This is a genomic window from Candidatus Pelagibacter sp. Uisw_134_02 (genome assembly GCF_047720265.1).
Classification (GTDB): Bacteria; Pseudomonadota; Alphaproteobacteria; order Pelagibacterales; family Pelagibacteraceae; genus Pelagibacter.
Genome location: NZ_CP159813.1, coordinates 598,678 through 611,322, shown reverse-complemented (window position 1 = coordinate 611,322; position 12,645 = coordinate 598,678). Strand labels below are relative to the sequence as shown.

Sequence of the window (12,645 nt, the reverse complement as noted above, 5' to 3'; positions counted from 1 at the left end):
AATAATGAATAATGTAAATTTATTAAAGCCCAATAAAGAAAATTTAAACTTATTTTTAATACTAGGAATATTATTTTTTATCCTGGGTATTTATGATTTTAGCTTAAATAATTTTTATGAAAAAAATATAACTAGTTTTTTACCTGGTTTTATTAGTTTCTTTACACCTTTGATATTTGGAATGATTGGACTTTATTTTATCAGAATTGAATTTTCAGGTATTAGGCTATTAGATGATTTAAATAAAAATATTAATACAAGCAATTTTAATGCAGCTTTAAGTATATCTATAATTCTTTTAATAATTTTTAGTTTAACACCATTGCTTAATTGGTTCATTCTCGATGCCACATTTGTTGGGGATGACAAGGAGGCTTGTACTGGTGGTGGAGCTTGCTGGGTTTATATTAAAACTTGGTTTAATAGATTTATGTATGGAATGTATCCTAATGCTGAACAGTGGAGAGTTAATGCAACATTTATTATTGTTTTAGGATTAATGGGTGCAGGTTATTTTTTCCCTTTAAGATATAAAAAGTATCTAACTTTTTATTATGTAATTTTATTACCAGTAATATCATTTCTTTTAATCTATTATTTGATCTCTGGTGGAGAATTTGGTTTAGAATGGGTTGAAACTGGTGCTTGGGGTGGTTTATCCTTAACGTTTATTGTATCATTTTTTTCATTAATTTTCTGTTTTCCAATTGGTATGATGTTAGCTCTTGGAAGAAGATCTGATTTAGCAGTCGTTAAATATTCATCACTATCATTCATTGAATTTTGGAGAGGTGTGCCATTGATTACAGTATTATTTATGTCGGCGGTAATGTTCCCAATGTTTTTGCCAGATGGTACTTATGTGGATAAACTAATAAGGGTTATTGTTGCTATAACATTGTTTGAAGCTGCTTATACAGCTGAAGTTATAAGAGGTGGCTTACAAGCTTTACCCAGAGGTCAATATGATGCTGCAAAATCTTTAGGCATGGGTTACTGGCGACTTCACTTATTAGTTATTTTACCCCAGGCTTTAAAACTAGTAATACCAGGAATTGCTAATACCTTTTTAGCTTTAGTAAAAGATACTCCATTAATCTTTGTAGTAGGTTTACTGGAGTTAGTTGGAATGTTAAATTTAGCAAAAACAAATCCTAAATGGCTTGGTTTTTCAATGGAAGGATACGTATTTGCTGGAATTATATTCTGGATTATTTGCTATTCTATGAGTAAATATAGTCAAAAATTAGAATTAAAATTTAAAACAGATAGATAATTTATGTCAGATTCAATTATTCAAATTCAAAAAGTAAATAAATGGTTTGGTGATTTCCAAGTTTTAAAAGACATAGATCTTGAAGTTAAACCAAAAGAAAAGATTGTTGTATGTGGACCATCTGGATCTGGAAAATCTACGTTAATTAGATGTATTAATAGATTAGAAGAACATCAAAAAGGCTCTATTATAGTTGATGGAACTGAGATTTCTGAAGATACTAAAAATATTGAACAAGTAAGAGCTGAAGTTGGAATGGTTTTTCAACAATTTAATTTATTTCCACACTTATCCATTTTAGATAATTGTACGTTAGCTCCAATTTGGGTTAAAAAACTGCCCAAAAAAGAAGCAGAAGAATTGGCTCTAAAACAACTAGAACAAGTTCAAATTTTAGACCAAGCACAAAAATTTCCTGGACAATTATCTGGTGGTCAACAACAAAGAGTAGCTATAGCTAGAGCACTATGTATGAAGCCCAAGATAATGTTATTTGATGAGCCAACATCAGCATTGGATCCAGAAATGATTAAAGAAGTTTTAGATGTAATGGTAAATTTAGCAAAACAAGGAATGACAATGATAGTTGTTACTCACGAAATGGGATTTGCTAAAGAGGTTGCTGACCAAATGATTTTTATGGATGAAGGCATGATTGTGGAAAAAGCTATAACAAAAGACTTTTTTGCTAACCCAAAAAGTGATCGTACTAAACTGTTCTTAAGTCAAATTTTATAGGCTTAATTTGCTATAAAGTTCAATATAAATATTCATTGATTGGCTTCATAATTTCTTGACACGTTTTCTTGTTTTGACCATTTTTTTAAAAAATAAAAAAATTTTTCTGTTGCGATAACTTCTAAAAGTTAGTTCAATAGGTTTTTTTAAATAAACTTTAAGAGGGGTCTTAATGGAAGATAATTTTAATAAACACTTGGGTAGCAAATTAAAGCTAAGAAGATTAGCTTTAGGGTTAACCCAAACAAAAGTTGCAAAAGCAATAAATGTTACTTTTCAACAAATTCAGAAATATGAAAAAGGAACAAATGGAGTTAGCTCAATTCGATTACTTCAATTGGCAAACTATTTAAAAGTTCCTGTTAATTATTTTTTTGAAGATTTTTCAGAATATTTAATCAATCTTGAAAAATCTCAAGAAGGACATATGAATATTAATTATAATTTCTTAACCAAACTTTATTCAGAGCTTAGTAATGATCAAAAACTAAAATTTAGTAAACTATTACAAACTTCAAATTTTGGAGTATCAAAAGTAGGTTAATATTAAATTAATTTATAGCCCCAACTTATAGTTTAAGTTTAAAATCTTAAAGCATAGAAAATAATCCAAGCAACATATTGGCTCCTCGGGCAGGACTCGAACCTGCGACCAATTGATTAACAGTCAACTGCTCTACCAACTGAGCTACCGAGGAATATTAAAACCACAACTTACTTTTTTTTAAGAGTAAAACAAGATTTTTTTTTGGAGGCATCGCCCAGAATCGAACTGGGATACAAGGATTTGCAATCCTCTGCGTAACCATTCCGCCACGATGCCCTTTATCTCAATTTAAAACAATTAGAGAGCCTTTTATATATTAAATTTATAAAATTAGTCTACCAAATAAGACTTCAAAATGATTATTGTTAATTAATATTATTAAATTATAAACTTACTAATAGCTATGAGTAACGATAAATACATACACACAGACGTAGAAGATAAGATTTATTCTTATTGGGAAAAAAATAATTTATTTAAACCAAAAAAGAATAAAAAACAATTTTCAGTAGTCATTCCCCCACCTAATGTAACAGGTAGCCTTCATATGGGACATGCTTTGAATAATTCAATTCAAGATCTTTTAGTCAGATATCATCGTATGAATAATTATGAAACATTATGGCAACCTGGAACAGACCATGCGGGCATTGCTACACAGGCTTTAGTAGAGAAAAAATTATCTGCTGAAGGTACTGATAAAAATGATATTGGAAGAGAAAAGTTTGTAGAAAAAGTTTGGGAATGGAAAGAGGAGCACGGTGATATCATTCTAAATCAGCTTAAAAAACTAGGTTGCTCTTGTGATTGGTCGAGAAATGCTTTTACGATGGATGAAAACCTTTCAAAATCAGTTTTAAAAGTTTTTGTAGAGCTTCATAAAAAAGATTTAATTTTTAAAGATAAAAAACTAGTAAATTGGGATACGGTTTTAAAAACTGCAATATCTGATTTAGAAGTAGATCAAAGAGAGGTTAATTCTAAAATATATTATATTCAATATCCCATTGAAGGTTCTAATGATTTTATAACAATAGCTACAACTAGACCTGAAACTATGTTGGGCGATACTGCAATTGCCATAAATCCGAAAGATGATAGATTTAAACATTTGGTTGGTAAATTTGTTACAGTTCCAATTGTTGGAAGAAAAATCAAGATAATTGAAGATGATTATGCTGATCCAGAAATGGGATCAGGTGCTTTAAAGATAACACCAGCCCATGATTTTAATGACTATGAAGTGGGACAAAGAAATAATTTAGAAATTATAAATATCTTTACTGAAGGTGGCAAAGTAAACGAAAATGCTCCTAAAGAATATATTGGACTTGATAGATTTGAAGCTAGAAAAAGAATTTTAAAAGAACTTAAAGAAAAAGAGTTTTTTGTTAAGGAAGAAAATATAAAGAATAAAGTTCCGTATGGGGATAGATCTAATTCAATAATTGAGCCTTTTTTAACCGAACAATGGTTTGTAGATGCAAAAAAATTATCAATTAAAGCTAAAGATATAGTTAACTCAAAAAAAACCAATTTTTTTCCTGCTAATTGGTCAAAAACTTATTTTCAATGGATGAACAATATTGAGCCATGGTGCATTTCAAGACAGCTTTGGTGGGGACATCAAATACCAGCTTGGTATGGTCCAGATAAAAAGATCTTTGTTGCAATAAATGAAGATGAAGCAAAAGCTGAAGCTAAAATATTCTATAATAAAGAGGTAGATTTAATTCGTGACCCAGATGTATTAGATACTTGGTTTTCATCAGGCCTATGGCCTTTTGCTACATTGGGGTGGCCTGACAATAAAGAATATGTTGATAAATTTTACCCAACATCAGTACTTGTAACAGGATTTGATATTATATTTTTTTGGGTTGCGCGTATGATTATGTTTGGAATGGAGTTTTTAGACAAAGAACCTTTTAAAGATATTTACGTTCACGCACTTGTTAAAGATGAGAAGGGACAAAAAATGTCTAAATCTAAGGGAAACGTAATTAACCCTTTAGACTTAATTGAAAAATATAGTGCAGATGCTTTAAGATTTACTTTACTTTCAATGGCCTCTCCTGGCACTGATGTAAAACTTTCTGAAGATAGAGTTAAGGGATATAGAAATTTTTTAAATAAATTATGGAATGCAAATAATTTTTTAATTACTAATAATTGTGATTTTTCTAAAATTGAAGAAAAACCAAGTTTAACAATTAATATCAACAAATGGATTTATTCTGAACTAATAGAAACTAAAAATAAAATTGAAAAAAACCTGAAAGATTACAGGTTTGATGAAGCTGCAAAAAATGCTTATCAATTTACTTGGCACTCTTATTGTGATTGGTATTTAGAGCTATCTAAAACAATACTATTTTCAGAAGATGAAAAAACAAAAGATGAAGTAAGACAAGTATCAGCTTATATATTTAAGCAAATATTAATATTATTACATCCATTTATCCCATTCGTTACTGAAGAAATTTGGCTAAATAATAAGTTTGATAAGTCAGGTAAAGATTTCTTAATGTTAGCTAATTGGCCTTCAGGGGAACCTGAAAAAGACATATCCACTAATCAAGTTGAAAAAATTATTAGTATAGTTTCTGAATTAAGATCATTTAAAAATGAATTAAGTGTAGGCCCTGGCTCATTTATAGATATTTCAGTAGAGAGTGTTAGTAAAAAAGAACAATCTTTTTTTACTGAAAATGAAGTTATTCTAAAAAAACTTGGTCGTATCAAAAACTTACATAATAAAGATTTAGAAAAACCAGCTGCTACTCTTGTAGTTTCTGGAGATCTATTTAAAGTATATTTTGATGAAGATGTTGATTTAGAATTAATTAAAAAAAACTTAACTACAAGACAAAATAAATACCAAGAGGAAATGGACAAGATATCACATAGATTAGCAAATAAAGACTTTGTTGATAGAGCGCCAAAAGATATTGTTGACCAGGAAAAAAATAATTATAATAATTTAAAAAATGATGTTGAGAGAATATCAATAACTATAAAAGGTATATAATGGCAAAATTTAACAAAAAAAAATTACCAAGTAGACATACTTCATTAGGTGCTGATAGAGCTCCACACAGATCTTTTTATTATGCGATGGGTGAAACTGAAAAAGATGTAGCAAAACCATTTATTGGTGTTGTTTCAACTTGGAATGAAGCTGCTCCTTGTAATATTGCCTTAATGAGACAAGCTCAATCTGTTAAAAAAGGTGTTAGAGCTTCAGGTGGAACCCCTAGAGAATTTTGCACAATAACTGTAACTGATGGTATTGCGATGGGTCACGAAGGAATGAAGTCATCTTTAATTTCTCGTGAAGTAATTGCCGATTCAACTGAACTTACTGTACGTGGTCATTGTTATGATGCACTAGTTGGTATTGCTGGTTGTGATAAATCTTTACCTGCCTTAATGATGGCAATGGTTAGATTAAATGTTCCAAGTGTATTTATTTATGGTGGCTCAATACTTCCCGGTCAATACAAAGGTAAAGATGTAACTGTTGTTGATGTTTTTGAAGCAGTTGGAAAACACTCAGCAGGACAAATGTCTGCAAAAGAATTAAGAAAATTAGAACTTGTTGCATGTCCAAGTGCTGGTGCATGTGGAGGACAATTTACTGCAAATACTATGGCCTGCGTTTCTGAAGCTATTGGTTTAGCCTTACCTTATTCAGCCGGAACACCTGCTCCATATGAAGAAAGAGATAAGTATGCATTATTGAGTGGAAAAACTGTAATGAATTTATTAGAAAAAAATATTCGTCCAAGAGATATTGTTACCAAAAAATCTTTAGAAAATGCTGCAACAATTGTAGCTGCAACTGGTGGATCAACGAATGCTGCTTTGCACTTACCAGCTATTGCTAATGAAATTGGAATTAAGTTTGATTTAATGGATGTTGCTAAAATCTTTAAAAAAACTCCATACCTTGCTGATTTAAAACCAGGTGGAAAATACGTTGCTAAAGATATGTGGTTAGCTGGCGGAGTTCCTATGTTATTAAAAACTCTTTTTGATGGTGGTTTTATTCATGGTGACTGCATGACGGTTACTGGAAAAACGATGAAACAAAATTTAAAAAATATTAGATTTAACCCTAAGCAAAAAGTTTTAAGAGCTTATGATAATCCTTTATCCCCAGATGGTGGTGTTGTTGGTCTTAAAGGTAACTTAGCGCCTGATGGTGGAATTGTTAAGATTGCTGGTTTAAAAAAATTACAATTTACTGGTAAAGCTAGATGTTTTGATAATGAAGAAGCTGCAATGGCTTGTGTACAAAAGAAAAAATATAAAGAAGGTGATGTAATTATTATTCGTTATGAAGGACCAGTTGGTGGTCCTGGTATGAGAGAAATGCTGTCAACTACAGGTGCGATCTATGGTCAAGGTATGGGTGAGAAGGTTGCCCTAATTACTGATGGAAGGTTTTCTGGTGCAACAAGAGGCTTTTGTGTGGGTCATGTTGGCCCTGAGGCGGCCTTAGGAGGCCCTTTAGCTCTTTTACGTAATGGTGATGTAATTGATATAGATGCCAAAAAAGGAACCATTAACGTTAGATTAACTAAATCACAATTAGCCACAAGACGTAAACAATGGAAAGCAAAAAAATCAAGCTTTGGATCTGGTACTATTTGGAAGTACGCTCAAACAGTAGGTCCTGCTTATTTGGGTGCACCAACACATCCTGGTAAAAGAAAAGAAGTAAAAGTTTACGCTGATATTTAATGAAAATTAGACCCGTTATATTATGTGGCGGAGCAGGAACTAGACTTTGGCCTAATTCTAAAAATCATCAAGCAAAACAATTTATTGATTTTGGTAATTGGACTTTATTAGGAAAAACTCTTGATAGAGTTAAATCTTCAACTTTTGATGTACCGATCATAAGTACAAATCTTAAATATTTAAAAGAGGTAAAAAAACATCTTAAGAAATATAAGATAAGTAAATATAAAATTGTTTTAGAGCCTGCAAAAAGAAATACAGCACCAGCAATTCTTGCTTCAGCATTAATTAAAGATATTCCAAATGAACAACCCTTAATGTTTTTTGCGGCAGACCACTTAATAGAAAAAGCTAGTATTTTTAATAAAGCCATTAATAAAAATAAAACTAATTTAACAGACCAAAATATATTCATCTTTGGGATTAAACCAACATCTCCATCAAGTGAATATGGTTATTTTTTAACAAAAAAAGTTAAAGGAAATATTAATAAAGTAACCAAATTTATTGAAAAACCAAAAGAAGCTAAAGCTAAACAAGTTATTAAACAAAAAGGTTATTGGAATTCTGGTATGTTTTTTTTAAGAAAAGATTCAATAATTAATAACTTTAAAAAATACCAACCTACAATATATAAAAATTGTGTTAATGCTGTTTCAAAAGCTAAACTTAAAGATAACACTTATTACCTAAATAAAGCATCCTTTGAAAAGGCTACAGCAAAGTCTTTTGATTATGCCATTTTAGAAAAAACCAAACAAATCCTCGCTATTAAATTAGATATCCCTTGGTCAGATCTTGGCAGCTGGAAAGAGATTTTAAAAATGTATGATAAAAATAAGATCAAATATTATAAGAAAAAAAATGTTTATTACCGACCTTGGGGTAGGTACGTTAATTTGTTTGAAGGTAAAGGTTTTTTAATCAAAGAATTATTTGTAAAACCAAAGGGTATCTTAAGTTTACAAAAACATCATCATAGATCAGAACATTGGTTGGTAACTCATGGAACTCCCAAAATTACACTTAATAAAGATAGCTTTTCTAAAAAACAAAACGATCATATTTTCATTCCATTAGAAGCAGTTCATAGAATTGAAAATCCTGGTAACAAACCTGTTAAGATTATTGAAGCTCAAGTAGGCTCAATTTTAAAAGAGACTGATATTGTTAGGTATCAAGACGTATACGGCAGAGTAAAATAGATTTTAAGGTTTTTCAGAAATTTTTAATGGCAAATCTAATGTTACATCAAATCTTTCTTTTTTTGTCACATCATCGACTTGTTTAGCTTTTTTTTCTAAACACCATTTTTCATAAATTTTACAAAATGTGAATATTCCATTGTATCTATCAATCATTTTTACATTATCCAATTCGTCTTTTATCAAAAATTTAATATCATATAACTCCTTAATATTTATTTTTGTTAGAATTTCTCTTGAGTCAGGGTTGTAATATCCAGAACCATCTTCACATGGGGTTTCTAGAACTTCATCAATATATTTTTGAAAAACTTTTCCTCTAATAAAATTATCTTCAAAGTCTTGAGAGTTAATAGTTTCATAAATTAATCTTCTTAAAGGAGGCCTATTCATTTCAAACCACATTATAAGTAATTCGTAATAAATTAATTCATACAATCTTATATGTATGGGTTTGCCCTTAACTATTCTTGACCAATTAAGATATCTTCTTATTTCTATATTTCTTTCAATACTTTTCATGACAAGTATTTTTTATTTACCTCCTTTAATTGTAGTGTAACCACATCTTTTGCACTCAAGTGTTGTAACTCTATCTGTTGGTCCAAAACCAAACTCAATATTTAACATTTTGTAGTCATGTATGCCCATAAAACAGAGTATTTTTATCATTTTCAAAAACATAATTTTGACACTTTAAATTGTTAAATTTATTTTTTGATGGTCAGCAGATAGCTGAAATGATTGCGGTGATTTGAGAAATAACTATACCGCAGAATTAGATAAAGTTCTACAAGTGTTCAGCTATTTTAAACTTATTTAATTAAGTAGAGATCTTTTTAAACTTTTTTTAAAAACAAATATGGCCGTATTAAATAATAATACGACCATATAATTAATATTTAAAACCAATTATTTGGAATAATGATGTAGTGAATTGCTAATACAATTGCTACTGACACCGTCAATCCTATAGTCATTTTAAGAAAGTCTTTACCAATTAAAGGAAAGACATATTTAAACTTATAGTCTTTATTCATTGTAGATATTGCAAGTTCTCTGCCACACAACAAACCAACAAATACCCATGTTGTTGACATTGGTAAATCATTAAGTTCTTTAAAGTAGTAAAGGACAGCAGCGTAAATAACATTAATTATTGTCGCTGATCTTGCGTATCTAGTTCCAGTTTTATCTAAAACAACTTTTTGAATTGTTCCTCCGTTTATATAGAAGATATAAAAAAGAAGAGCTGTAAAGTATGCAAGAACAATTAATAATAAATTTACATCTATTTGTCTTGGAAGATATACGGCTATATTAGCTACGTCGTGAGATAACCAAACCCACCATAGCCAAGCAGAAGTTACCCATACAGAGTTTCTCCAAAAACCTATCCATTTATCTTCAACTTCATCAAATTTCTCATTGATAAATTTAGATACTACTATCCAACAAATGTATGCTGCAACAGCTGCTAAGCCGTATCCTACAACACTCTTCATAAGCATTTTTTCAAGAACTACAGTTGAAGCAAATGCTGACAGTACTAAAAAGGTAGTTGAAACAGGTATACCTATTCTTGTTAATATTAAAAGTATTCCAGGAGCCACAGCATGATACCACTGTATTTCTTGGAAAGGTATTCTTGTTAATCTTCCGTAAGATATATCACCAGCATTACTGTACCAGCCCCATGTGATTGCAAGTATCATCACAAATGAGGCAGCGCTTGCAAGCGTATACCATTTAAACCATTTTTGTTTTGACGCTATAAATGTACCAAGCGTTTGAATTGAGTCATTTGCAATAACGCTATATCCCGCTAAAGCAAAGCCGATGATCGTATATATTGTTGTCATTTCCATCTTATTTTTCCTATTTTTATTTATCTTTATTGTTTTCCATTTCGAACGATTCTTATTCTTAAGGTCGATTTAATAGAGAAGAGGAATTTTATCTATAGGTAAATTTATTAATATTTTTTGTGGAGAGTTGATTCATCAATAATTATATTATTTAAAGTTGAAGTCTATACAGAGAATTCAACTAAATATTTTTAAGGAGGGTTGATTCACTCTGAATACATTATTGAAAAATTATGTCTACTTTAAAAGTAATTTTTTTATTAAGAATACGGCAATCAATGCACCAATTAATTCTGCAATTATATAGGTTGGTGTATTAAGATAATTAATACCAGTAAATGATTCTGTAAAAGTCCTTGCTATTGCTACAGCTGGATTTGCAAAAGATGTTGAAGAAGTAAACCAATAACCAGCAGTAATATAAGTTGCAACACACGCTGCAATTGTTGTTTTACCATCTTTTAAAGTTGCAAAAATAATAAATATCAGACCGAATGTAGCTACAATTTCTGCTAGAAATATATGAAAGCCATCTCTACTTTTTGTAGATAATTCAATTATATTATGTTCAAAAAATACATTAGCCAACATTACACCTAATAAGCATCCCAATATTTGAGCTGGAATGTATGTGATTAAAAGTTTTCCTTTAATTTTTTTGGTCAAATACATTGCTAAACTTACAAAAGGATTAAAATGAGCACCTGAAATTTCTGCAAAAGCCGTTATTAAGACAAATAACCCAGCTCCAGTTGCAAGTGTATTTGCTGTAAGTCTTAAAGCATTATCATCTGTTAAGTTTTCTGCCATTATTCCAGAACCGACTATAATCATTACTAGAAAACAACTACCTATAAATTCACCGATGAAAATTCTATTTTTCATAATCTAATAATAATTAAATTATAATCTTATAAATTCCAATTAAGAATAATGGTATTTGCAAACCAAAATTAGTTAATATTGCTTTATCTTTTGATATAAAACCAGCTATCGTCCAACCAATAACCCCAAGTCCATGGAAGTAGATGTTAATAGGGTAGATATTTAAATTAGTTAATAATATTCCAGTTAATACTAAAGCGGTACTGATCCATTTAAGGTATTTTTTAATAAACATAGTGTCCTCTATATATAAGTTTTATTACTAATTTATTACAATTATAGAGGAAACTAAAATCTTAATTTATAAAATCCCTTAAATTAACATCCTTTAAATGAAGCAGACATATTTCTAATTAGATCAAAATATAAATCTTTTCCTGGGTTTAAAGTAGCTCCAAGTGGATCTACAACACCAGTTTTAATATTCATATCTTTAGCAACTACCTTTATTATATCAGGATTAAATTGAGGTTCTGAGAAAATACATTTTACTTTATCATGTTCAATTATTTCTCTAATTTCTGATAATTGTTCTGCACCAGGCATTACGTCAGTATTAACTGTAAAAGCACCCAATATTTTTACATTAAATCTTTTTTCAAAATATTGATATGCATCATGGAAAACAATAGATGAAGTACTTTCATTTAATTCAGTCATTACATCCATAGTAAGTTTATCTATATCTTTAAGTGCCTTATCTAAGTTACTTTTGTAAGTAGATGCATTTTTTGAATCATTTTCAATTAAATGCTCAGTCATTTCCTTTAAAATAACTTTTGCATTGATAGGATCTAACCAAACGTGGGGATCGTATTCACCGTGCCCATGTCCTTCATGGTCATCATGATCATCTTCTTTTTTAGCGTGATCGTCATGATTGTCATGATCATCTTCTTTTTTAGCGTGATCGTCATGATCGTTATGATCATGCTCATCAAAAATATTTCTTTCTCTAAACTTTAATACATTCAAACCTTTAATTTCAATTAATTCAATTTTTTCAGCTTTTTTTGCAATTGAATTTAATGGTTTTTCTAAAAAACTTTCTAAATCTTCACCTATCCAAAAGATAAGATCTGCATTTTGCAACATTTTTGCATGAGATGGTTTCATAGAAAATCCATGTGGTGAGTTAAAACCATCTACAATTAAATCTGGTTTTCCAACTCCATCCATAAGATAACTCGCTAATGAATGAATAGGTTTAATTGATGTAACTACTTTTATTTCAGCATTAGCTGGTGTAAAGATCGTTAATAATGATAAAATTGATAGAATAAATGATATTTTTTTTAGTTTTTTCATAATTTAAATATTTTAATGGTTGTTATAATATAACATTATGTAATAATATAACATTTAAATGTCAATAGA

12 protein-coding genes and 2 tRNA genes are annotated in these 12,645 nt (G+C 29.8%); 6 read left to right on the top strand and 8 right to left on the bottom strand.

All coding sequences use genetic code 11. The annotated features are described in order from the left end of the window. The first annotated feature begins 4 nt into the window (after positions 1-4). The 3 genes from ABXT56_RS03420 to ABXT56_RS03410 all read left to right on the top strand — a co-directional run bounded on the left by ABXT56_RS03420 (position 5) and on the right by ABXT56_RS03410 (position 2,558). Complete coding sequence (locus ABXT56_RS03420; RefSeq protein WP_415301290.1) at positions 5-1,276, top strand: amino acid ABC transporter permease; 1,272 nt, start codon at positions 5-7, stop codon at positions 1,274-1,276. 3 nt (positions 1,277-1,279) lie between these two features. After that, the gene (locus tag ABXT56_RS03415) at positions 1,280-2,014 is read left to right on the top strand and encodes an amino acid ABC transporter ATP-binding protein (RefSeq protein ID WP_415301288.1); all 735 of its coding nucleotides are present in this window, start codon (positions 1,280-1,282) and stop codon (positions 2,012-2,014) included. A gap of 172 nt (positions 2,015-2,186) precedes the next feature. Beyond that, a complete protein-coding gene (locus tag ABXT56_RS03410; protein ID WP_415301286.1) occupies positions 2,187-2,558 on the top strand; it encodes a helix-turn-helix domain-containing protein in 372 nt (123 codons plus the stop codon). A gap of 78 nt (positions 2,559-2,636) precedes the next feature. Here the strand turns inward: ABXT56_RS03410 and ABXT56_RS03405 are convergent. Then, a tRNA-Asn gene (locus tag ABXT56_RS03405) sits at positions 2,637-2,712 on the bottom strand. A 51-nt stretch (positions 2,713-2,763) separates the two neighbouring features. Further along, positions 2,764-2,837 (bottom strand) — tRNA-Cys (locus ABXT56_RS03400). Positions 2,838-2,964: 127 nt separating this feature from the next. Between ABXT56_RS03400 and ABXT56_RS03395 the strand changes: the two genes are divergently transcribed. From ABXT56_RS03395 to ABXT56_RS03385, 3 genes are read left to right on the top strand one after another with little or no spacing between them, the layout of a single operon-like run. Next, entirely contained in the window at positions 2,965-5,592 is a 2,628-nt protein-coding gene (locus ABXT56_RS03395; RefSeq protein WP_415301284.1) for a valine--tRNA ligase, read from the top strand. Then, positions 5,592-7,310: a dihydroxy-acid dehydratase gene (ilvD, locus tag ABXT56_RS03390; RefSeq protein WP_415301282.1), complete on the top strand. Its 1,719-nt coding sequence runs from the start codon at positions 5,592-5,594 to the stop codon at positions 7,308-7,310. The genes ABXT56_RS03395 and ilvD overlap by 1 nt, the downstream gene beginning before the upstream one ends. Further along, positions 7,310-8,515 carry a sugar phosphate nucleotidyltransferase gene (locus tag ABXT56_RS03385; RefSeq protein WP_415301280.1) on the top strand — a complete coding sequence of 402 codons (1,206 nt, stop codon included), beginning with the start codon at positions 7,310-7,312 and terminating at the stop codon, positions 8,513-8,515. Before ilvD ends, ABXT56_RS03385 begins: the two co-directional genes overlap by 1 nt. Positions 8,516-8,518: 3 nt before the next feature. On the opposite strand, the gene ABXT56_RS03380 is transcribed toward ABXT56_RS03385, so the two are convergent. The 6 genes from ABXT56_RS03380 to ABXT56_RS03355 all read right to left on the bottom strand — a co-directional run bounded on the left by ABXT56_RS03380 (position 8,519) and on the right by ABXT56_RS03355 (position 12,576). Further along, complete coding sequence (locus ABXT56_RS03380; RefSeq protein ID WP_415301279.1) at positions 8,519-9,037, bottom strand: hypothetical protein; 519 nt, start codon at positions 9,035-9,037, stop codon at positions 8,519-8,521. Positions 9,038-9,049: 12 nt separating this feature from the next. Continuing rightward, a complete protein-coding gene (locus ABXT56_RS03375) occupies positions 9,050-9,187 on the bottom strand; it encodes a hypothetical protein (protein WP_415301277.1) in 138 nt (45 codons plus the stop codon). A 230-nt stretch (positions 9,188-9,417) separates the two neighbouring features. Next, positions 9,418-10,377, bottom strand: coding sequence for a hypothetical protein (locus ABXT56_RS03370; RefSeq protein WP_415301275.1), 960 nt, complete (start codon positions 10,375-10,377; stop codon positions 9,418-9,420). Positions 10,378-10,620: 243 nt separating this feature from the next. Next, on the bottom strand, positions 10,621-11,268 hold the full coding sequence (locus ABXT56_RS03365) for an MIP/aquaporin family protein (RefSeq protein WP_415301273.1): 648 nt from the start codon (positions 11,266-11,268) through the stop codon (positions 10,621-10,623). Between the two features lie 13 nt (positions 11,269-11,281). Then, complete coding sequence (locus ABXT56_RS03360) at positions 11,282-11,503, bottom strand: DUF6552 family protein (RefSeq protein WP_168606304.1); 222 nt, start codon at positions 11,501-11,503, stop codon at positions 11,282-11,284. An 83-nt stretch (positions 11,504-11,586) separates the two neighbouring features. Continuing rightward, entirely contained in the window at positions 11,587-12,576 is a 990-nt protein-coding gene (locus ABXT56_RS03355; RefSeq protein WP_415301271.1) for a zinc ABC transporter substrate-binding protein, read from the bottom strand. Between the last annotated feature and the right edge of the window lie 69 nt (positions 12,577-12,645).

Bases quoted from the DNA above. Each gene is read 5' to 3' on its own strand.
- ABXT56_RS03365 (WP_415301273.1), bottom strand. From the start codon at position 11,268: ATGAAAAATAGAATTTTCATCGGTGAATTTATAGGTAGTTGTTTTCTA.
- ABXT56_RS03415 (WP_415301288.1), top strand. From the start codon at position 1,280: ATGTCAGATTCAATTATTCAAATTCAAAAAGTAAATAAATGGTTTGGT.
- ABXT56_RS03395 (WP_415301284.1), top strand. From the start codon at position 2,965: ATGAGTAACGATAAATACATACACACAGACGTAGAAGATAAGATTTAT.
- ABXT56_RS03360 (WP_168606304.1), bottom strand. From the start codon at position 11,503: ATGTTTATTAAAAAATACCTTAAATGGATCAGTACCGCTTTAGTATTA.
- ABXT56_RS03355 (WP_415301271.1), bottom strand. From the start codon at position 12,576: ATGAAAAAACTAAAAAAAATATCATTTATTCTATCAATTTTATCATTA.
- ABXT56_RS03385 (WP_415301280.1), top strand. From the start codon at position 7,310: ATGAAAATTAGACCCGTTATATTATGTGGCGGAGCAGGAACTAGACTT.
- ABXT56_RS03370 (WP_415301275.1), bottom strand. From the start codon at position 10,377: ATGACAACAATATATACGATCATCGGCTTTGCTTTAGCGGGATATAGC.
- ABXT56_RS03420 (WP_415301290.1), top strand. From the start codon at position 5: ATGAATAATGTAAATTTATTAAAGCCCAATAAAGAAAATTTAAACTTA.
- ABXT56_RS03375 (WP_415301277.1), bottom strand. From the start codon at position 9,187: ATGATAAAAATACTCTGTTTTATGGGCATACATGACTACAAAATGTTA.
- ABXT56_RS03380 (WP_415301279.1), bottom strand. From the start codon at position 9,037: ATGAAAAGTATTGAAAGAAATATAGAAATAAGAAGATATCTTAATTGG.
- ilvD (WP_415301282.1), top strand. From the start codon at position 5,592: ATGGCAAAATTTAACAAAAAAAAATTACCAAGTAGACATACTTCATTA.
- ABXT56_RS03410 (WP_415301286.1), top strand. From the start codon at position 2,187: ATGGAAGATAATTTTAATAAACACTTGGGTAGCAAATTAAAGCTAAGA.